General features: G+C 40.3%; 17 protein-coding genes and 3 pseudogenes. 3 read left to right on the top strand and 17 right to left on the bottom strand.

What is annotated here, in order from left to right; genetic code table 11:
• Window positions 1-233: 233 nt before the first annotated feature.
• Window positions 234-1,118, top strand: a complete 885-nt coding sequence (locus tag GHD25_RS02550) for a fructose bisphosphate aldolase (protein WP_164214779.1) — start codon at window positions 234-236, stop codon at window positions 1,116-1,118.
• A 59-nt stretch (window positions 1,119-1,177) separates the two neighbouring features.
• On the opposite strand, the gene GHD25_RS02555 is transcribed toward GHD25_RS02550, so the two are convergent.
• The 8 genes from GHD25_RS02555 to GHD25_RS02590 all read right to left on the bottom strand — a co-directional run bounded on the left by GHD25_RS02555 (window position 1,178) and on the right by GHD25_RS02590 (window position 8,358).
• Window positions 1,178-1,402 carry a hexameric tyrosine-coordinated heme protein gene (locus tag GHD25_RS02555; RefSeq protein ID WP_205601315.1) on the bottom strand — a complete coding sequence of 75 codons (225 nt, stop codon included), beginning with the start codon at window positions 1,400-1,402 and terminating at the stop codon, window positions 1,178-1,180.
• Window positions 1,403-1,536: 134 nt separating this feature from the next.
• On the bottom strand, window positions 1,537-2,331 hold the full coding sequence (locus GHD25_RS02560; RefSeq protein ID WP_164214780.1) for an RDD family protein: 795 nt from the start codon (window positions 2,329-2,331) through the stop codon (window positions 1,537-1,539).
• Window positions 2,306-3,313 (bottom strand): stage II sporulation protein M, encoded by a 1,008-nt coding sequence (locus GHD25_RS02565; protein WP_164214896.1) that lies wholly within the window; start codon window positions 3,311-3,313, stop codon window positions 2,306-2,308. Before GHD25_RS02565 ends, GHD25_RS02560 begins: the two co-directional genes overlap by 26 nt.
• A gap of 114 nt (window positions 3,314-3,427) precedes the next feature.
• The gene (locus GHD25_RS02570; protein WP_240452191.1) at window positions 3,428-4,633 is read right to left on the bottom strand and encodes a DUF58 domain-containing protein; all 1,206 of its coding nucleotides are present in this window, start codon (window positions 4,631-4,633) and stop codon (window positions 3,428-3,430) included.
• 103 nt (window positions 4,634-4,736) lie between these two features.
• Complete coding sequence (locus tag GHD25_RS02575) at window positions 4,737-5,666, bottom strand: AAA family ATPase (protein WP_164214782.1); 930 nt, start codon at window positions 5,664-5,666, stop codon at window positions 4,737-4,739.
• On the bottom strand, window positions 5,663-6,787 hold the full coding sequence (locus GHD25_RS02580) for a DUF4350 domain-containing protein (RefSeq protein WP_240452192.1): 1,125 nt from the start codon (window positions 6,785-6,787) through the stop codon (window positions 5,663-5,665). The genes GHD25_RS02575 and GHD25_RS02580 overlap by 4 nt, the downstream gene beginning before the upstream one ends.
• A gap of 15 nt (window positions 6,788-6,802) precedes the next feature.
• Window positions 6,803-7,450, bottom strand: coding sequence for a DUF4129 domain-containing protein (locus tag GHD25_RS02585; RefSeq protein ID WP_164214783.1), 648 nt, complete (start codon window positions 7,448-7,450; stop codon window positions 6,803-6,805).
• Window positions 7,451-7,464: 14 nt separating this feature from the next.
• Window positions 7,465-8,358: a hypothetical protein gene (locus tag GHD25_RS02590; protein ID WP_164214784.1), complete on the bottom strand. Its 894-nt coding sequence runs from the start codon at window positions 8,356-8,358 to the stop codon at window positions 7,465-7,467.
• Between the two features lie 867 nt (window positions 8,359-9,225).
• Between GHD25_RS02590 and GHD25_RS02595 the strand changes: the two genes are divergently transcribed.
• Window positions 9,226-11,472: an FIMAH domain-containing protein gene (locus GHD25_RS02595; protein WP_164214785.1), complete on the top strand. Its 2,247-nt coding sequence runs from the start codon at window positions 9,226-9,228 to the stop codon at window positions 11,470-11,472.
• Window positions 11,473-11,612: 140 nt separating this feature from the next.
• Here the strand turns inward: GHD25_RS02595 and GHD25_RS02600 are convergent, their stop codons facing one another.
• The 3 genes from GHD25_RS02600 to GHD25_RS02610 are packed head-to-tail and all read right to left on the bottom strand — an operon-like array spanning window position 11,613 to window position 15,102.
• Window positions 11,613-12,923 carry a hypothetical protein gene (locus GHD25_RS02600; RefSeq protein WP_164214786.1) on the bottom strand — a complete coding sequence of 437 codons (1,311 nt, stop codon included), beginning with the start codon at window positions 12,921-12,923 and terminating at the stop codon, window positions 11,613-11,615.
• Window positions 12,920-14,602: an AAA family ATPase gene (locus GHD25_RS02605; protein WP_164214787.1), complete on the bottom strand. Its 1,683-nt coding sequence runs from the start codon at window positions 14,600-14,602 to the stop codon at window positions 12,920-12,922. Before GHD25_RS02605 ends, GHD25_RS02600 begins: the two co-directional genes overlap by 4 nt.
• On the bottom strand, window positions 14,599-15,102 hold the full coding sequence (locus GHD25_RS02610; protein WP_164214788.1) for a hypothetical protein: 504 nt from the start codon (window positions 15,100-15,102) through the stop codon (window positions 14,599-14,601). The genes GHD25_RS02605 and GHD25_RS02610 overlap by 4 nt, the downstream gene beginning before the upstream one ends.
• 243 nt (window positions 15,103-15,345) lie before the next feature.
• Between GHD25_RS02610 and GHD25_RS02615 the strand changes: the two genes are divergently transcribed.
• The gene (locus GHD25_RS02615; RefSeq protein ID WP_164214789.1) at window positions 15,346-15,774 is read left to right on the top strand and encodes a very short patch repair endonuclease; all 429 of its coding nucleotides are present in this window, start codon (window positions 15,346-15,348) and stop codon (window positions 15,772-15,774) included.
• A gap of 16 nt (window positions 15,775-15,790) precedes the next feature.
• On the opposite strand, the pseudogene GHD25_RS02620 reads toward GHD25_RS02615, so the two are convergent.
• The 6 genes and pseudogenes from GHD25_RS02620 to GHD25_RS02640 all read right to left on the bottom strand — a co-directional run.
• Window positions 15,791-15,973 (bottom strand): annotated as a pseudogene (locus GHD25_RS02620) (IS3 family transposase); the annotation flags it as partial.
• A 267-nt stretch (window positions 15,974-16,240) separates the two neighbouring features.
• Entirely contained in the window at window positions 16,241-16,960 is a 720-nt protein-coding gene (istB, locus tag GHD25_RS02625) for an IS21-like element helper ATPase IstB (RefSeq protein ID WP_164214791.1), read from the bottom strand.
• A pseudogene (gene istA, locus GHD25_RS02630) lies at window positions 16,957-18,457 on the bottom strand (IS21 family transposase). Before istA ends, istB begins: the two are co-directional and overlap by 4 nt.
• A 530-nt stretch (window positions 18,458-18,987) precedes the next feature.
• Window positions 18,988-19,317: pseudogene (locus GHD25_RS20355) on the bottom strand (transposase); the annotation flags it as partial.
• Between the two features lie 126 nt (window positions 19,318-19,443).
• Window positions 19,444-19,590, bottom strand: a complete 147-nt coding sequence (locus GHD25_RS02635) for a hypothetical protein (protein WP_164214666.1) — start codon at window positions 19,588-19,590, stop codon at window positions 19,444-19,446.
• 65 nt (window positions 19,591-19,655) lie between these two features.
• Window positions 19,656-20,942 carry an LlaJI family restriction endonuclease gene (locus tag GHD25_RS02640; protein ID WP_164214792.1) on the bottom strand — a complete coding sequence of 429 codons (1,287 nt, stop codon included), beginning with the start codon at window positions 20,940-20,942 and terminating at the stop codon, window positions 19,656-19,658.
• Between the last annotated feature and the right edge of the window lie 8 nt (window positions 20,943-20,950).

Below are 20,950 nucleotides of genomic sequence, written 5' to 3' on the forward strand. Positions count from 1 at the left end.
CTATAATAATGATTCATTCAGATATAAGTTAAAGCTTTCATACTTTACCCGCCGAATAAAATATTTGCAGTTTACCAGTAATGATATAGCCCAAAGCGTATACCCTTCGTCCTTTTTAACACTTGACTATTACCTTTTCTTCAAAAATGCTACAATGGAGTTATGATTCTTGCTTCAAATAATATTTTGCTATGCAGATGAACCTTGGCAATTACAATAAAGGAGTGGAAAGTATGAATCAACAGCAATTTGAAAAAATTAAAAACGGAAAAGGATTTATTGCAGCATTGGATCAGAGCGGTGGAAGCACACCGAAAGCACTTGCTTTATATGGCGTTGAAAAAGATCAGTACGCCAACGAAGAGGAAATGTTCGACCTGGTACACGAAATGCGGACAAGAATTATTACGTCCCCTGCTTTTAATGCTGACCATATTCTCGGTGCTATTTTGTTTGAGCAAACGATGGACCGCGAAATTGAAGGAATGTATACAGGAGACTATCTGGCTGAAAAGAAGGGGATTGTTCCATTTTTAAAAGTCGATAAAGGCCTTGCGGATGAACAGGAAGGCGTACAAATGATGAAGCCGATGCCGGATCTGGACGAAACGCTGAAACGTGCAAATGAGCGTAATATTTTTGGAACTAAAATGCGCTCTGTTATTAAAAGTGCCAACCCTGAAGGTATTACAGCTGTAGTGAATCAGCAATTCGAAATCGGCAGACAGATTTTAGCCGCCGGTCTGGTTCCGATCATTGAACCGGAAGTAGATATTAACAGTCCGGAAAAGGAAAAGTGCGAGGAGTACCTGAAAAACGAGCTGATTACTCATTTAAACAGTCTCAACGATGATGAAAATGTTATGTTGAAACTAACGATTCCGTCAGAGGCAAACCTGTACAAAGAGCTGATTGACCATCCAAGAGTGATACGCGTTGTTGCCCTTTCAGGCGGATATTCCACTGATGCGGCAAATGAAAAACTGAAAGAAAATGACGGATTGATCGCCAGCTTTTCCAGAGCCTTGAGCCAGGATCTGAACGTGAACCAATCCGATGAAGAATTTAATGCGGAACTGGAGAAAGCTGTAAAATCCATCTATGAAGCATCTGTGTAAAAATGAGGGGACAGTCCCGGAGAGCTGGTTCCACTGCTTCCCGGGGGCTGTCCCCATTTCTATTTCCAATAGTTATTTGCTGCTGCAATGGTCTGAAAGTGAATCGCCGCTACTTGTGAAGCAAGTGTAAGGCTATCTGCATTTTCTGTATAATCTTCACGCAGCTCGTCTCTTACCTCTTTATCCTTCTGCGTATAGGTTGCCCCTTTCTTCGCCAAAGTAAGAGCCAGTTCAAACCCTTCCTGTGGTGTACTTGTTCTTAAATCCGTTAACCACTCACTCATAATTAGCCTCCTCCATAATAAGTTTCATATATAACTTACCCTTTTAGTATGGAAGTATCACTTAAATAGAGAAAATTATCAGCAGTGGCATTTTTACAATCCAGTTGGGATATTCTCAGAAGTACCGGGCACTTCTACAACTCGAACTCCCAGTCCTCTCTCATTTTTAAGTAAAGCACAAGCAAGGCATTTTCGAGATCATAGACGGATTTGCTTTTTGTTTCCAGGCCTACTTTCGGCAGCAGTATTTCTGCCATCTCTATGGTGAGCTGGCTCCGCTGGGCATCACGCAGCTCCAATAGCTTTGAACTGTACGTCCTCAGCAGATTATATTCCTTTGACCCAAGTGTATTATAAGCGACATCATCTATATATAGACTGTTTTTATTCAGTCCGCGCTGTTCTATTTCCTTTTCCAGCGCTGTTTTCTTTTTCTGCTGTTTCCTGCCTTCTTCAAGCACGACAACTGTTCCGGCGGCCATATCGCCAAGCCGTTTATGCTTCGAATGGAAAAAAACAAGAATAATGCCAAGAAAATAACTCGTCGGCAGCATATCAATGATCCGAAGCAGATTGCGGATCAGCGCTGACAGCAGTGTAATACTGTGCCCATTTTCCTGAATAACACGGATTCCAATGATATTTTTCCCAATCGTTTTCCCGTTAAAAAAATATTCAGCTGCAAAAAAGTAACCCCAATTGATGATGAAAAGCACAATGAGAAAAATAGCCACCAGCCAGCCGGAATCCAATAACACCCATATATTATTACTCGTCGAAAAAATAAGCAATAAAGCAAGTGCAAAATTAGCAAGTGTTACAATCACCTGATCTATGATCATCGCCGCCGATCGTGATCCCAGGCCGGCAAGGCTGAATTCGAGGGAAACATATTCCGGTGTCTTAATATCTATCTGTTCCTGTTTCATGCACTTCTCCCCAACTTTCCTTCGATCTTCTCTTATCCAATAACATTTTACCCCAAATAATATACAGTAATAACCCGATCACAGTAACAAGCGCCACAATATACTTCATTTCCAGCGAAAGTTCAGCCGGTGTAATAAAGCCTTCAATCACGCCGGCAATAATGAACAAAGGTATGGTTCCGAGAAAAAGCTGAACGGACCGTTTGGCATTCTCCTTTAACTGATAGCTTCTCGTGTACGCTCCAGGAACAAAAAGCTTGTAGCCCATTAAAAGCCCTGCACCGCCGGCAATAAAAATAGCTGCGAGTTCCACCATACCATGCGGTACAATGAAAGCCCAAAAATCATAAGACATGCCGGCATGCCAATAAACAGCGGCCAAACCGCCAACAATCAGCCCATTATAAACGAGGATGAATATCGTGCCAAGGCCAAGCGTAATCCCGCTGGCAAATGCCAAAATCGCTACTTGGATATTGTTCGTCATAATCTGCGCGGAAAACAGGGAAGAGTCGATCGAATCCAGGCCCTCCCCAAGCTGCTGCGGATCTACACCCCCAGCCATTTCATCCGGCATGACCGTATAAAACGCGAGCGGATCATCTGCAACTGCAAGGAAAGCCGCCAGCAGACCAAACATAAACAGCAGCATGGCAACGATAATAAATTTCCATTGTTCCAACAAAAGCCCGACAAACTTTGTACTGAAAAAATACCTCATCTGCTGGAAGCTCGTAACCTGATCCTTATACAATATATTATGGGATTTGGACACAAGCCCATTTAAATAGACGGTAACCTCTTCCCCGGGAAAATAAGTCCGGCTGTATGATAAATGCTGCGCAGCCTTTTGATAAAGCCGCTGGAATGCAGAAATATCTTTACCCGTAACCTTTCTTCCTCTTTTCTGCATATGGACGGTATACCCTTCCAGCTGCTTCCATTCTTCCCGGTGCCGCTTCACAAACTGTCTCATGTTCATTTTATCACCCTCTTCCTCTTCAGGCCCCGCAAAACCCTTCAACATCGCTCCACAAACTCCGGGCAGGACAACCCTTTACGGCGGGAAGGATATGCTGCGCCGGCCCGGGCACTGTTAAAGCATTCCCTGGTTCATCCAGTGGATGTATTGGGAGACTGCCTCTGTTGCGAGTCTTTCTTCTTTCGCTTCTATCATAACAAGCCCTTGTGCTTCCCACTTTACTTTCTCCCGTTTCTTCACCTGGATCTGCTGCTGGGCAATGGACTTTCGCATTGCCAGCCGGACATTTTCCGGAGGCTGCTTTGCCTGTTTTTCCAGCACCTCATCCTCTATTCCGATCATCAGAAAGAGATGCTTTTGCCGCAGGCGCCGTAAATAATTCAGTGTGCTTTCTTCGTGTAAAAATGTATGAATATCGCTAAACAGTAAAATCAGGCTCCGTTTTTTTTGCACAGTCTGCAAATAACTCATCACCCCGGCATAATTGGATTCCTTTGCATCCGCCTGCAGATGGTAAATGGACTGCAGGATCTTCTGCAGTTGATTCATCCCCTTTTCAGGGGGGACATAGACTTTAATATCATTGGAAAATGCCAGCACTCCGACATAATCCCCATTTTTAAGGGCTGCCGCTGCCACCGTAATGGAAGCTTCCAGCGCCTTTTCCAGCCGGTTGCCCGTTTTCAGCTCCGCTCCCATCATTCGTCCACAATCAATGAGTATTGTAATATATTTTCCGTGCTCCGGTTCATACTCATTTGTCATCACTTCCTGCAATTTTGCCGTCTGCCGCCAGTTAATTTTCCTCGGGTCATCACCAACAACATAATTTCTTACCCGGGAAAATTCCCCTGTGCCGCTTTGATTCCTCCGGATTTTCATGCCTTCATACAGCAAAAATTGCTGGGCGTTTTCCAAAAAATTCCTCGTTTCCGTCAAGTCCGGGATCACTTTTACTGTATCATGCTGCTCCACAGCCATTTGTTTTTCCCAAAGGCCAAACCTGCTTGCATAACGGAGGTACAGTTTTTTCAGCTCATACTTTCCTCTGACAGCTGCACGCGTTTCATAGGTAATCCGGCTGAGTGTTCCCGCTTCAGCCATTCCTCTCACCGGAAAACGCGCTTCAAAAGACTGCGGCAAATCATCCACAAAGCGAAATGTGCACGGATATGCCGAGGCATTTTTTATTTCCACCTCTGCCTTCACTCCTAAACCGCGTTCCACTTCATCCGGGAAATGCCGGGCCGCCTGCAATTCTTTCCGCCCCGGCACGAAAAATAAATCAAGAAAAGATGCGAGGATAAATAATACATTCACCGAAATAAGAAACATCCAGGAAACTTCCGTAAAAGTTAAGATTAATAATGCCGCGGACAGCAGCAAATAGATGGTGAGAAGCCTGCGCGAAGGGAGGATACCCTTATCTAGGAACAGTAACCTGGCCCACAAGCTCTTCGATGATCTGGTCAAGGCCCACTCCCTCCAGTTCCATTTGCGGCGTTATTTGTATCCGGTGTCTCAGTGCCGGTTTAGCAACTACTTTCACATCATCCGGCGTTACATAATCCCTTTCCAGCAAATAAGCCCACGCCTTGGCCGTTTTTGCAATCGCAATGGCAGCTCTCGTACTTGCGCCAAACCGGATCGATTCGCTATCCCGGGTCTTCCTGACAATCTGCATAATATAGCTTAAAATATCATCACTGATCGTAATAGCTTCCATTTCCTCCTGAATCGCCCGAAATCCTGCCAGATCAAGTACAGCATCTGTTGATTCATCCGTATTCCAGCGTCCCAGCACCTGTTTCAGCACAGCCGTCTCTTCCTCCAGCTCCGGAAAATCAATCGTCAGCTTAAATAAAAACCGGTCCTGCTGGGCCTCAGGAAGCGGGTATGTTCCTTCGAATTCAATCGGGTTCTGCGTCGCTACGACAAAAAACACGTCAGGCAGCGGGTATGTCTCCCCCTGAATCGTCACCTGCTTTTCCTCCATTGCCTCGAGGAGTGCTGCCTGTGTTTTGGCAGGAGTCCGGTTGATTTCGTCTGCCAGCACAATATTGGCAAAAATAGGACCCTTCACGGTCTGAAATGTATTTTCCTTCATATTAAAAATAGTGCTTCCCGTAATATCCGACGGCAATAAATCCGGGGTAAACTGAATCCGGTTAAATTCCCCGCCGATCAAATTGGATAATGTACGTACCATTTGCGTTTTCCCTGTCCCGGGAACCCCTTCGATTAACACATGCCCGCCGGACAATATAGCTGCAAGCAGCAATCTCAGATTCGTTGTCTGGCCAAGAATTCGTTCTTCATATGCCTTGATCAGGGGGCTTAGCTGATTGTTCATTCCTCTTCCACCTCTCGTTGCAGCCGGTCGAGTTTTTTCGACCAGGCCAAGTATTCCTGTTTATTAACAGATTCCTTGTTTAGCAGTTTTGTAAGTTCCAGCGTAAACATACCGACTTCTTCCGCCGGCATTTCATCAACCTTCCTTTTCAGCAGCTCCGTCGATTCCTGCCAGGTTTTCCGGTAGGGAACCCCCCACTTTTCCTGGAGCAGAAGTTTCACATAGTCCGCCTGCAGCTTCAGGGAATCCTGATAGCGGCGTCCCCGCTGGTACCATGCTGCAAGTGCCGCTGTCTGTTCATTGCTGAAACGCACTACCTCTTCCCGCGGCGTTCGCACCGGGCCAAACCGCTTTCCCTGGTACCATAGCCATAATATTGTCAGCACGGACAGCTGCAATGCCAAAACCAGCATCCATTGCGGATACAGTGTGGCCGCATTGGGCCCGCTTCCTGCACCATGAATATATTCATCGAAAAAGATACTGCTGTATTCCGTCTGCTGCATGAGAAAGAATATAAGCTCAAGATGGTCTTCATCCATTACATTATCGTTTGCAAGCCAGGCAGGAGAATTTACGGCAATCAGGCTGCCATCCCCGACGGATCGCTTAAGTGCAATCACACCGGCACCATCCTCCAGCAGCACTTCATCCGTATTTTCTTCCTCTATCCGCATTTGTGACTGAACCGCTGCCTCGTATTCATCACCATGCTGATTTTTTACCGTTATTGCATCATCTGCTGCCCATCCCGGAATTGCAGCCAGATCAAACATCGCTTTCGGATTATTCTTAAACAGCAAAATCGTGTTCCCTGCTTCCATATAACGGCTGTATTCATCCATCTGCTGCTGATCCGGCACAAAAAATGGCTCTATCATGACAAGCAATTCATCACGATCGTCCCCCGGCAGCATTTCCGGTTCATGTTCCCACCTCTGTACCCCGGCATTTTCATTCAAATATGTATAGAATGCCTTCGTTCCTGATGGGGAAGGAGACTCGGAAACGTAACCCGGATATTCCTGCGGATGCCCTGATGACAGGAAATAACCGGCTGCAATAAACATCACCAGCAAAATGCCCAGCCATATCCATGTTTTTTTATTTGATGATTGCACTCCCCAAGCCTCCTCTTACACTTCCTGCATTTCTTTTTCCGCGGTTTTCTGCATCCACTCACTTACATTTTCCCTGTAATGTTCATATTCCTCTTTAGTCATTTGCTGTTCACCATACACAGCTTCATCAAAAGTGCGGGCAAGCTCGTAAAAAGCCTCCGCCCTCTGTTTATCTCTCTTTTGAAGCTCGGCAAAATAATCCCAGTTTGTTTTCCAGATATGTGCTTTTAACAGTTCCAAATCATGAAAATATAGCAGCAGCGCCAAAAACTGGTGCCTGATACCAAGCGAATAGTTCCCGGCATCTGCCTGTTTTTCCGCTTCCTTTACATGCCTTTCCACTGACCACGCCAATTCATCAGCAGATTGAAATGGCTGGTATGCCTGAGCCGCCTGTTTTCTTCTCAACGAACGCACAACAAAAAAGATAACGACGACTGCAAGTAAAATGACCACGCCAATCAAAATGACAAGCAATGTATCTGCGAAGGCATTTGATGGATCCAGATCCGAGAACCATTCGGCCAGCAGCTCATAGAACCATTCAGTGATACGATCCCATAAAATCTGAATAAAGTTTCTATTCTCCTCGTAATAAACCTGGTATTCCCTTTGACTTAAAATCTCTTCCAGTCTTTCCCTGGCCTTATCCGGATTACTCATACGTTATCACCCGATTAATTTTTTTGGTACTCATCAATCATTTCTTTCAGGTCATCCCCATCCTGTCTAACCTTCAGATCAAAGTAAATCACGGAATAGGCAACTGCATTAATTACCGTGATAAGGATGGTCGCCAGGTTAATAATAATCATATACAGGACACTGTTTCCAAGGAGAAGGGCAGTGACTCCATCTATTGCTGCATAAATAATCCCCGTAATTAGAAATATGACAAGAAACAGCCCAAATACTCTCCACGTATTATTTTTTGTCAGGCGCCAGCTTTGCGGAATGCCCGGAAAGCCTTCCTTGAAAGCGACAGAAGCCATGTAAAAGCCCCAGCGGGTGAAAAGCAGCACAAAGCCAAGGAAAATACCAAACAGAAGAATAAGCACACCGAATAATGCGCTCACCGGATCCGTAAACATGATGCCGACTGCGATCGTAAAAACGATAAAAACTGCAATAAAAATGGCAACAAATATAGCCCCCAAAATAAAAGAACTGCCAACCAGAGGCACAAATCTGGCAAATGCCTGTTTAATTAAACTGCCGGCTGTAAATGTTTCCCCGTTCTTAATGCGATGTACCCCAAATAAAATGGAAGCTGCTGCAACAGGTCCCAAAAAAATCATGAGAAGTCCCATCACATTATTCATCCCGACACTCACACCTACCCCCTCTTCAAAACCTGACATTACATCCTCAAACCAGCTGCCGCCGCTCGTCCCAATCTCTCTAAAGAAACTTACACCTGAATTTAATAATAATAATGCCTCAATCAAATAGATTGGCCCAAGCAAAATTAAGCAAACAAGAAAAAAAGTTGAAAAATTGCTTTTTAACAGTTGAAAAGTATGGTCCAGAATTTCACTGAACCGCTTTTGCCTGCCAAATTGATCTTTCATATGTATCCCCTTCCTATGTATATATACTTTCATAATAGCCATTGTACCATTTGTCCGGAAGTTTTTTTAGTACAAAATTTTCAGGAGGAAGGAACGGTAGCTAAAATACAACCGATGACAGAATAGAGACTTTCCCCGCACTTGCTATTATTCTATCTTTTTGTCGGTACGCTTCCTTAAATTAGTTTATATCATACACGGTTACAGGCAGTACAGCGGCCTTTTCAGCCCGGGACTTTTACCTTATTTTTTAAAATAGCCAACAGGAATAGGAGTTGAATATTCTGATCTTTTTCGTTTAACACGGTCTTTTTACAGCGTAATCGTGATATGTGGTCTATAATTCACCCCCGTCTCAGGTGCTATAGCACTATAAACCCTTAAATATGCAGCTTTGCAGGAATGGATTTACAAAAAGTGTGACTATATATTCAATTTCTACTTTTTTGAACAAAATTCTATCCTTTTCTGCTATTATTTAAATGAAAAAATGCCAGTCTATCACCGCGTAAATAAGGTGACAAACTGAGTTTCCCTTATCAGCAGGAAAGTTTTTGTATTTTCTTCCTGCTGGAAAATCAGGAGGTGACGATAACGGATATTTCTCCATATTTCTCCATCTGCTTGCAGACAAAAGGGTGTCAGTTGGATTGAACAGAGATATAGAAATTGTGCTTAAGATACCACTTTACTCCTGCGCCACCGACAGCATGAGTATCGATTTTTTGTGTCTAAATCACTTTTTCTTGCAAAGGTTTGCTTTAAGGCACGTACAGCAAAACATCTGCTGCATTGTATTTCCTATTCCCGCTGTTAAAGCAGCAAAGAAGTTTTTAAGTCTAAAAAAAATAATTGGAGGCTGACTCTATGAAACTAGGAAAAAGAATGATTATTTTATTGCTAAGTGCGCTTATCCTTTTTTCTCCAGCTACTGCATTTGCATCCACGGAAGGTGCAGCAGGACAACCTGGCTTACCGGAATTCCCTGAGTCGATCGATGAGGAAACCTGGATGCTTCCACGCGATCAAACATGGGAAGACTTTAACGAACTGCCGGGAAAAGGCTGGGATGAAGTAGACGCAGAACCGGAAAGGGTACTCAAAGGGGCACTTGTATTGGTAGACTTCCCTGACCTGCAGTTCCAGGTACTTAATGAGCCGGGTACAGATCCAGCCGGCAACCCGCAAATCGGCAATGTTCCTGAAGATGAGGTTGTTGACTTTTGGCTGGACTACTTAAATACACCACAAGAACTAAATAATTATCGTACGATCAGCGACTTCTGGACGGAAAATTCTTATGGCAAATGGCAAGTAGAGCTTGATGGGTATGGCGTTTACCGTATGGATCATAATGAATTCCAATACGGGATGAATGAATTTGGCCAACAATCCTTTCTGCCTGATGGATACGATCCAAAGAGTCTGCGTCCCGAGGCAGTCGCGAAGGCCCGGCCTGATCTGGATGCTTCCGGAATAGATTATGACTTTATATTCATCCTGCATTCCGGCTATGCGGAAACAGGCGTATGGCAGGAGTTTGGTGAAATGATGTTTATGGGTCCTGAGGATGTTACCGACGAATTTGGACCGCCGGCAGAATTTGGCCTGGAAGAAAACTGGGTGACCACCCGCTATGTGCCGTGGACTTCCTGGTTTGCTGCAAAATCCATCTGGTCCAGTGCGAGCGGCAACACTTCCATTCAGGGATCAAGTAACGGAATGGCTACGTACGCACATGAATTTGGCCACCTGATGGGACTTCGGGACAATTATAATAATCCGCAGGCAGACCCGCCAATCCGGACATATGCCGGCTCCTGGGAATTAATGAGCAGCGGAAGTTTCAACGGTCCCGGCGGCGGACACACCCGCTGGATGATCCCGGCAACACAAGGCGGTTCCGTACCACCGCACCATATGTTACGGAACAAAATCAAGCAAGGCTTTCTGGATGAGGATCAATATATCAACGTGAACCGTGATGACCTTGAAGAAACCGGACCGATTTTTGCTGATATATTAAGCCGCTCTGTTCCAACAGGAGAGGAATTCGGACGTGAAGGAATTTACGGCATCAATATCGAAATGGTCGACCATACACCGCCGAACTCGATTGAAGATGACTGGCGTGCGGATATGTTCCGAGGTGCAGAGTGGTACAACAACTACACCATTGAAGTTGTAGACCGGGTAGGCTATGACTCTTTCACGCATGATAGCGGAGTATTAATGGCTAAAACAAAAAATAGCGAAGCAGCTCCAAACATCTGGGTGATTGACTCCCATCCAGAGGATATAGATGTTGTTGACTTCACCCGCCCTGACGGATCAGAAGCAAAATATTCCAAAGGATCACTGGAACAACTGGTCGATGCAACGTTTAAAGCTGGTACAGATGAAGGCGTAGTCAACGAGTATGTCGACGAGCATAACCGGCTGCACTTCTACATTTTGGATAAAATCGTTGCCGAAGACGGAGCACTTTCCTACCGTGTAGCTGTTCGCCACATGGATGGTTCCGGACCATATGAGCGCGGTGTTTCCGTTGACGCTGGTTCACCGGAACATGCAGCACCGGGAAATGTCGGCACGTACAACTTTAGCGTGACAAACACCGGGGAAGAGACAGATATTTTCCGTGTGAACGCATTCGCAGAAGCAGATGCAGACGTGAAAGTATTAAATAACTTTGTTGAAGTTGACCCGGGTGAAACAGTGGATGTACCGGTATATGTCCAAATTCCCGAATCTGACATGAAATCAACAGAGCTTACTTTCACAGCAGCATCGGAAACTGATGCTAAACAAGCTTCTTCAAGTGTTCGCGGCGTTGTAGCATTTGACGGCACCATGGAGAGCCTGCAAATACTCGTCGATCAACTGAATGAAGAAGGCGAAATTGCTGACGACACCGCCCTTCGTCAATTGCAATTGCATGTGACAGCGTTGGTAACGTTTGAACAGCAAGGCGACAGTGAAAAAGTTGCCAACCATTTGGATGCGTTAAACTTGCTGGTTGGTCATTTTGAGGAGCAAGGAGATGTTTCCGGGATGGCTGCTGATATTTTAGTGGAGTATGTGGAGTTTATAGGAAGTCAATTGGATAATTAAATTTGAGTAATAGCATAAACAGCCCCTGTGACACAATATAGATTGTCACAGGGGCTATTTTAAATAATTTATGTTCAATTCATTAGCATAGGGTTGAAAAGACAATTCTATTTTGTCGGGGATAGTTTTTTGGAAAAATTTTATGAGCTCTGTTCAGCTACTTCTATTTTCAGATCTAAAAGATCTCCCAGTTTTACAACTTGTACTATATTCATTTCTGCATCTCCCTTCATCTCCATACCACCAACACAGAGTATACCTCTTACCTCAATTTCGCCATGCAGCATATACTCTCCCTTGCTATCTTTTACAAAATGGAGATAATCCAGGAGCTCCTCCAATCCTTTAATGGCATATTCTTTACGGGTAGTATTTTTCACTTCACCAATGACTATTTTGACAAGCTCACTCGTTCTTCCATCAACAATTTCCAGAAAAAAGTCCGGTCTCCCTCGCCATATATCATCTGATTTCTTTTTACCGAATAGCCTTTCCGTTATTTTGTTAGCCGTTTGCACAGATTGATACTTTTGCTTAAGGTAGGGATTATTACTTTCTTTAATCTCACTACCGGTAATACGGAAAGCTACTTTATCAGAACCAACAGAATCATGATAGAGCCGATAAACATAACTTTTTTTATTCCAGGAAGCTACCAAGCTTTTATTTTTTGTTCCATCCATAAGATATAACTGACTTTCCATTGTATTTTGTTTTATCAACTGGATTACCCAATATAACTCCATTAAAACATCTTTATTGTCAGGTGCGATAAATGTCTCGCGGAGCAGCAATCTGATATCCTCTTCACTATAATGTCCATCCACTAGTCTTCGATAAGCTAATAGCAAAGCTGCCGCTTGGCGGTAAAGCTTGTTGCGATGATTAACCTTTTGTTGAACAACTCTATCGGGAACACGTAATTCATCTACACGTTGTATGTAAATATTTCTCTTATAAGCATGAAGAATGTTTTGTTTTAATTTCTGCCACTCACTAAACCAGGATGTTTTTCCGAACCCAGCAATATAGTCATTCTTAAATAAACAACTGTAAAATACGCCTAATAATTCTTTCAAGATCTGGTTTTCCGGGATATTGTACGAGCGGACATGTTCATTGGTCGAAAATATAGTTTTATCCTTATAGTTTCGTACCAATCGTTCTTTTATAGTATGATCCCAATCAATCTGACCTCTTACTTCTCCCATATATGTTTCTGTTTTCATATTGGTTGTTGTCTTGAAACGTTTAAGCAAAACAGGTAGATTCCTTACAAAATCTTTCGTTTCTGTTCTAAGCAAAAAACGGAGAATCAGCAATTGTTCAAGGTTTGCGATATTCACATTTATTTTTGATAAAAATGAATTAATCCTTATTTGACCTGATTTTAAATAACCGTGCAGATAACCGGAAATCTCCTCAAGTACTTCCTCTTCATCCATTTTCATTCAAATGCACCTGCATCAAAGAAATCATACATAAACTCTTCAAGATAACTTTTTTCAATTACTGCATCTGTCTCCTCTATCACCTGTGCAATAAACTCTTTTATTTTGTGAACGGACAGACCCTCAAACTGTGGTAAAACATAGAGTATAATGGCAGAAGTGAAATCATCGTTATCTTGTGTATGCATAGCGATATCTTTAATAATCGCCGGTCCAATTTTCCGGTAAACATTAATAAGTTTCCAGATGGATGTCAATGTTTCTACATTCGGATAGGTCTCCATATCCCATACTTCCAGATACTCTTCAACCAAGTCTGTAGTAATTGATTTTGGGATACCCACCGGAATAAATGCAAAACGCCGCATGAATGCATAGCTCATCTCATACAGGGAAGCTTTATCTATCGTGTTCATCGTCCCAATAATCCGCCAGTCATTCGGAATAATATATTCATGGTCATTGGGTTCTATAGCAATTTTTGTTCCCTGTGGTTTCATATTTATCAATTCACCACCCTTTGATTCAAAAGGCAATGTAATTTTATCTCCTGTTAATACGGAAAACAATGACCCGAATGCCTTATCAATATCTGCTCTGTTGATTTCATCTATTATAAGCCAGTTATTCTTTGGGCTGTTAGTTTCTTTATCCTTTACACACTTCAAGAAAATACCCTCATTAAAGTACAAATTTCCATCCCTGTCCGGAAAATACCCCCCTATTGTTTCATAAGTGGACCAGTTTGATGCCGCTGTAACCATGGTAAAGTCTACATTATACATTTTGCATATTCTTCCTGCCAGTTTCGACTTTCCAGTGCCCGGCGGACCAGTGAGGATAATATGTTTGCCATTTTGCAGTGCCGTTTTTATCTGGTCCATGAGTACATCGATGTTTTCAAATACCAAACCATCTTCCAGCGATTCTACTTTAAAATCAACAGAAGGAATTTGAACCCTATTATCCAATGCACTCTCTTTAACCTCTTCGGCATCATAAACTACCTGATCTAATAGTCGTTGAATGCTTGTGTACTTAATGGGATTTCCCCTGCTTGTATGTACTCTGCTAACATCCAAATGAATTAATTTATTCCTTAATTGTTCATCAGCCAGCTTCCCCTCTAAAACATACCGACCTTCTTTATTCTTTTTATAATCTTTTAATTCATATATCTCTTTGATTTGGTTGTTATAAACCGCACAAAAATATTTAAGTTGACCGGATTCCAGCTTTTTTTCGTCGATAATCCAGGCTGATCTTGTGGCATTATATAATTCTTTCGCAGGCATCTCCTCTTTATAACTTACCCCTATCTTAATTAATGCTGTATCTTTATTTTTGCTCTCCGCATTTTTATCTTGTGCAGGAGGGGGATTCCAGGTTTCAGCTATTCCGGGAGTCTCATAAAAGTCTATTTGATTACTTTCATATTCATGCGCTAACTTTTCACGAATTATGTTTAATTGTTTATCCATATCTTTAGTCTGATTATCTTCAATCAAGTTTGCGTATGCCTTCACTATTCTTTTTTTATGACCCCAACTAGCAATACGCTCGAAGTATTCCGGCAATAAAAGGTGAAGAATAATATGCTGCATCTGCACCCTTTTTCCAATCTGTTTTCGAACCTCTTCTGCCACTTCTTTTATCTGCTCCGGCTGCTCTAAAATCACTTTTCGTTTCTCTCTCGGCTGTACCTCAAATATTCTGCTAAAAAAAACAAGAAGGATACTTCAAAGTATTTACTCGTATTGTAGAAAATACCAGGCATCCCTACGCCGCTTTTAAAAGCATGAAATACAGGCAAAGAAGTATCAATTTCGATACCTTTCCAAGAAGCAATTGTTTTAAGTTTACGCATCTTTGTGTTAGAACTGAATGCTTTTTTAGATGGAAACAAGTAGTAAATGAACATTAATTCAATGACTAATTTATAAACATCTTCTGATTCATTCCTTAATTGCTTTTTTAATTTATCATCAAAGGAATCACCTGATTCATCCGGATTCTCAATAAAAACCGTTCTAAACCTATTCATGTTTTCATTTGTCCAAATAGATTCCCCTTCCCATATCAATGATTTGTCATCCAATAAGCAATTATTTTTCCATTTTTCAGCGGTACCGTAGATTACCTGTAATTCATTTTCATCTAATTTGTAATAGATGGCCAATTGATTCACCTGCTTTTGCTTTACTTTCTATTAAGTTAACACAATAATGATAATCAAAACTACAATTACCTACGTTTCACCTTATAAGATTTTTTCATGATGATAACTATTAGATTTATGGTTTTGGTAACATATTTACTAATCTATAATTTAGAGGAATATTCCTTGAGAGAGTGTTTTTAATGAAAATTCGTGTATAATTAATATTAACCTATTTGTTATTCTATAAAGGGAGGAAGAGCAATGGCTGATGTATTAACACCTGAGCAAAGGAGAAAAAACATGAAATCAATCAGGTCTGTGTCCAAACTGGAAAGTATGGTGTCACGAGAACTTTGGAAAAACGGTTTCAGATTTAGAAGGAACACGAAAAACCTTTTCGGAAAACCTGATATCTCCATAAAAAAATATAAAATAGTTATATTTATAGACTCCTGTTTCTTTCACCAATGCCCTTATCATGGAAACATGCCTTCAACGAATACAACATTCTGGCGCAAAAAACTGAACAGAAATATAGAACGTGACAAAGAAGTAAACCATTATTATAAAAAGAGAAACTGGAATATCCTGCGGATTTGGGAACATGAAGTTAAAGATGATTTGGACCGAGTGATCCAAAAAATAATGCAGTTTATAAGGAAAGCAAAGTTAAAAGAAACTAATCATTAACGTATCGGTAGTGACACTACAAATTTAGAGTCCTTATTATATAACTGATTTGAGTTCGGTATTGTACCGGACTTAAACCAGCAAATTTTATCGTGATTCGCTTATTATTATAGTAATCAGTATACCCTCCAATTTTTCTATTTAGATTTTCACAAGGCATTAATTCTTCACCATAATACATCTCTAACTTGAGAATCCCAACTGCGAAATAATCAGATAATTATCCTTTACTCGGTTACCTTCATTTATCCCTGCCATGACCGATCCTTCGTGTGACCTTACCACTTGTTTTACGGATAACTGTTATCCATATTTGCTTTTCAAAATGGTAGGTGGAAGTCCTGTTTCCGACTTTCATTTGATGCTCCAGCTTAGGGGGCATCACAAGTAAATCCCCTTCATTGTATTTGGCAAGTAATAAATGCATGAAATGGCAATTAAAAATGCATGCCACTTACCGCCTCGATTATTGCTGTATTAAAGACTCTTTATAACGGAAGCTCTCTCCATTAAAAAGAAGTAAATGAGAATGATGAATCAGTCGATCGATCACTGCTTCTGTTAAGATCGGATCTCCGAAAACATGATTCCATTGTCCGAATTGAAGGTTTGTAGTAATCACCAGGCTTTTATTCTCGTAGCACATAGAAATGACTTGAAACAATAACTCCGCACCTTCTTTATGGAGAGGAATGTAGCCCAGTTCATCCAATATTAAGAGTTCCAATTTTTCAAGTTGCTTGATTAGCCTGGGGAGGGAACCATTCTGGTTCGCCTCAATTAACTTATTTGCCAAAGATGCCAAGGTAAAGAACTTCACTTTTGTGCCATACCTGTGTATGGCATTTAAGCCGATTAATGTTGCCAAATATGTTTTGCCCGTACCCACACCGCCATATAAAATCAAATTCTCCTTTTTATTAATGAATTCTCCTTGTAGAATACTATCCCGGTCAATCCCTTGTGGGATTTGAATATGCTCCCATTGATAGGGCTGGTCACCTGTCTTTGGCAATTGTGCCTGCTTTAGTAATAAGTTCACTTTTCTTTCTTCTCTATTCTCTATTTCTCTTTCAAACAACTGAAGAAGATAATCATAATTATTATCAGCTTCGATTTCATGATAGTGCTCCCTGATCCAGCTCAACTTCAGGCGCTTTGCGTATGCCTCGATTTTCTCTTTCATCCAGATACACCTCCGCTATGAAGTAAATTATCATAATGGGAAAGCCCTCTAGTCGCGGCAGGCATATCTGGTAGATTGATAGTCGGTCTAATTTCTTTATGTGTATGACCTTGATTTACTATCGTGTAAAAACAATGCTTTATTTGATCTGCACTCGGATGGCCATGAGAAGAAGCCATCGCGAGAGCTTCATTAAGTAATGAAAAGTCGTCATTCTTGAGAAGTTCCCCAAGAAGGCGTAATACATTCTTCTGTTCTTCTTCTGTGCAGCTCTTTAAATAAGCCGTCCAAATTGAGGGGAACTGATTATAGATACTTGAATACTTGATGGCCCTTGGCCGCCTGGACAATAAATTCAGATAAGGCTGCCATATCATAGATCTGCGCTTTATGCCGTAGAGTCTGTCGTGTTTGGCAATCACTTCCTGATCTTCATTCAAAATGGTAATTTCATTATAAGTAATACGGACTCTAACATTTTGCTGTGCAAATCTGGGGGAAGTCGAATATTGTTTGTTATCTATGCTCACAATCCCAGACTTGTCTGATTTGAATTTTTCATATCGAGCACATTCAAATGTCTTCTCAGGCAACATAATAAAACTGTTAAAATCCTCTTCAAATAATTTTGACTGAAGAATCTTTTTATCGTAATGCAAACGATCTCGATCTTTTTCAGCCATTTCCCATAAGTTTTCATTGAAATCGTCGATATTTATAATTCTGTTTTCGGGCAATAGAAAGTTGTCTCACATATTTAACCATTGCTTCTACATGGCCTTTTTCATTTCCTTTACCTGGATTACAAAACTCATACTGAAAACCGTAATGCAGTACAAAACGCTCAAATGTATCTGTTAGTTCACGCTCCCCCTTAGAGAATATTTTGTTCACTGCAGGGGATAAATTATCAAAGCGTATAGTCTTAGGAACCCTGCCCATATGTTGGAACATGCGCTGTAATCCTTCTAATAAGCATTCTGTATTTTCCGAAGGAAAGACCTGAAAATAAAAGCTGTTACTGTAGGGAAAAGACATTACCAAATACGGTAAATCAATTGTTTCAGAATCATATTTAAAGGGACCGGTAGCGAAGTCAACCTGGGCAGTACCTGGTATAGATTCAAGTGGTAAAGATGCTTCTGTCATCGACTCCTTTAATTCTTTCTTTCTCTTAGACACATAATCACGTATCGTACGGTCTGAACCGGTATAGCTATGAAAGTCCCTTAATTGTTCATACATTCTTTTGGCAGTTCGGTGATACTTCTTTTTCTTCTTCAGATCTTCTTTAATCCACTTATCTATGATGGGTTTAACCGGATCCATCACCCGTGCTTTACGTTTTTGTTTTCTCTTTCTTTTGAACTCTTCCTGATTTGCATATTTACTTACCGTACGCGGGTCAACTTCCATTCTCCTTGCGACCTCTGCATAACTCTCACCTTTTTGATTTACCTCATGTCTGATATAATCAATTTGTGCCACTGCTAACATCTCCTAATATCCTCCTGTCGAACGTTGTTGGTCCAACGAGGAGTTTAAAGTTATTTTGGGGAGTTGGCAAGTGGCGCATTTAATTTATGTATGGCCCGTAGGGCCATACATAAATTAAATGCCAAACCCTACATTATTAGTTTGCCATACACACTTCATTCTTTTTTTATCCTTACTCTATTTTTAAAGTTATTTTTTATTAAGATTTTAATTTTTGTTAGATTGTTGCACCTTTTTTGTCTATAAATCATGCGGTGGCAAATTACACATAATGACATTAAATCAGTTCGAGGAGTTATTTCAGTTAGGTTTTCTATTATGTTTATGGGTTTAATTTGATATGTTTTTATAGAATCCTTACCGTGGATTGCATGAAACTCTTCAAAATTATGTTCTTGTATTGCTTTAATTCCGTTTGTGAATTGCGTTCATAACTTGTTCCATAACAATACTTTATCTCCCCCTTCTGAACTGGTGTCATATTCCCTAATTGAATAAATAAGCTATGACTCTGCAATGTTGGTGTTTTTTCATTTCAGAATCCCAAGTGTATTTATTAATCCATTTTGTTCGTAAAGTTTAAGCTGCCTGTAATGTTTTTGCTTGCCTATTACAAACAGTGTACGTAACAGTTTTCTGCAAAATGCATATAAGTATTGCTATTTCTTCAATGGGTTGTTGGGGCGAGTGGTATAATATTTATTCAACGCTTTAAACGTGGGGTTTTGGACACCAATGGTCTTACTGTTAAATATAAGGTTTTTCGCAGTCGGCTCGCGTTTCGTTATTTTGGTTCGACCTTTGAATTTCCAAGAGCTTTGTTCACATAACGATAAGCCTGCCATACTCATAAATTGCTGGAGGCTCCGCACCAAAAGTGACGTGATGTTTGTTATTTTCCCTCTGAAGTCCAGAAACCCCCGCCCAGTAATTGTTCAAAGCAGTGTATCCGTGTCAAAGACCAGCCTTTTCCCACTTTCAAAACTTCAATCATCTTGCACACGTACTATGTGTTTGTCTTTAGCAATGCCAATTCCTAAATTTAACGTTTCATGTGTGATTTGCGATAGTTTGTGATTTTGATTATGATTCTTATTGAGTCCCCCCTTAGTATTTATAAATTTCGTTGCCAATGTATTAACACCCTTGATTACAGGAAGGTTCCTTACTTATAAACTATTTAAGTAATAAGGAAAAGCTATAATAAATTTTCAACGAATAACTTATTCGCTTCTTCTCCTATATATATTTTCATAGCATAAAATGTATTGATTTTATATGATTTAATAACACCAAGGGAACTGTTATTTTCAATAGTTACGTTACCTATATATATTATTGGTTTATCTTCATTAGAAGGAAAAAGAAAGATGTTTCGTATATTTTTTATGTTATTTATTTTCTGTGTATCAACCCTGTTTTTTAAAAAAGCAGGTGAATTAATATGATTCCTAATTGTTTCTGCATAATAGAACTGTTTGACTATATCTTTCCAGCCTGGAAGATTTTTATAAACATCATAATATTTAGCATCAAGTATGTATAATTCTTTATTTTTTATTAACATAATGTCCGGTCTTTGCGGTTGAACTATAGCATTATTATCTAATCCCCATTTTAGTCTAGGTACAATTTGTTTTAAACTATTATATTGATTTCCAAAAATATTACTGCAAATAGACTCCCATACATTATGAAAATAAGGAGTCATTAAAGTTTCTATTTTTTCTTCTATTTGCTGATGTTGAATACCAATTAAGAAATCCTTTATAAGATTTATAACAAAGATATCTCTTTCTACATAAGTGCTATTTAATTGTTGCTCTAAAAAGTTGATTGCAAAAGAAATCTCAAAATTTAATTCACTTATCTCAAAAAGATTTTTATCAATTTCAAAATCGAATAACCAGCCATATTTTTCAATGCTCTTATATAAACAGAACTTTTGCAGCTGAATTAATAAGTTTGTTGAATCCAAGGTCTTCTTCCTTATTAATTTATCATGATAAATAATATTTTTCCCTGAGATAATAGGATCTTTTTTATTAACTGTGTTTCCCCAGTCAATATTTCCACCGTAGGCAGTTGTTCTACGAGTTATCTCCTTTATTAGAAGACCATTTGTGACAAAATCATTAATTAACATAAAGGCAGTGGTGATATTTTCATTTTTGTTACCAATACTTCCACCTAGTAATTCTGATTCGAAAGGATCCAAGATCTTTTCATTCTTATACTTCATTAAAGTTTTAAACAGGACCTTAATGTATTCATTATTATGCTTTTCATTATGGAATTTAATATAATTTTTGGGGAAAATTATATATACATCATTTTTGTACACGACAAATCCGGAAGCTTTAAAAACAACCTTGTTATCTGTTGTTATTGTGCATATTCGATTTAAAATAAGTTCATTTAAAAACTCGCTTGAAAGGTTTTTTTCGTATTCAACCTGCTCTATTTTAAGAAAAACATTATTCATTTTCCACA

Source organism: Virgibacillus aidingensis (assembly GCF_010994035.1).
GTDB lineage: Bacteria > Bacillota > Bacilli > Bacillales > Amphibacillaceae > Virgibacillus_N.

What these genes read in the sequence shown, in the direction of transcription:
- GHD25_RS02550 (WP_164214779.1), top strand. Translation starts at nt 234, where the DNA reads ATGAATCAACAGCAATTTGAAAAAATTAAAAACGGAAAAGGATTTATT.
- GHD25_RS02555 (WP_205601315.1), bottom strand. Translation starts at nt 1,402, where the DNA reads ATGAGTGAGTGGTTAACGGATTTAAGAACAAGTACACCACAGGAAGGG.
- GHD25_RS02560 (WP_164214780.1), bottom strand. Translation starts at nt 2,331, where the DNA reads ATGAAACAGGAACAGATAGATATTAAGACACCGGAATATGTTTCCCTC.
- GHD25_RS02565 (WP_164214896.1), bottom strand. Translation starts at nt 3,313, where the DNA reads ATGAACATGAGACAGTTTGTGAAGCGGCACCGGGAAGAATGGAAGCAG.
- GHD25_RS02575 (WP_164214782.1), bottom strand. Translation starts at nt 5,666, where the DNA reads ATGAACAATCAGCTAAGCCCCCTGATCAAGGCATATGAAGAACGAATT.
- GHD25_RS02585 (WP_164214783.1), bottom strand. Translation starts at nt 7,450, where the DNA reads ATGAGTAATCCGGATAAGGCCAGGGAAAGACTGGAAGAGATTTTAAGT.
- GHD25_RS02590 (WP_164214784.1), bottom strand. Translation starts at nt 8,358, where the DNA reads ATGAAAGATCAATTTGGCAGGCAAAAGCGGTTCAGTGAAATTCTGGAC.
- GHD25_RS02595 (WP_164214785.1), top strand. Translation starts at nt 9,226, where the DNA reads ATGAAACTAGGAAAAAGAATGATTATTTTATTGCTAAGTGCGCTTATC.
- GHD25_RS02600 (WP_164214786.1), bottom strand. Translation starts at nt 12,923, where the DNA reads ATGAAAATGGATGAAGAGGAAGTACTTGAGGAGATTTCCGGTTATCTG.
- GHD25_RS02615 (WP_164214789.1), top strand. Translation starts at nt 15,346, where the DNA reads ATGGCTGATGTATTAACACCTGAGCAAAGGAGAAAAAACATGAAATCA.
- istB (WP_164214791.1), bottom strand. Translation starts at nt 16,960, where the DNA reads ATGAAAGAGAAAATCGAGGCATACGCAAAGCGCCTGAAGTTGAGCTGG.
- GHD25_RS02640 (WP_164214792.1), bottom strand. Translation starts at nt 20,942, where the DNA reads ATGAATAATGTTTTTCTTAAAATAGAGCAGGTTGAATACGAAAAAAAC.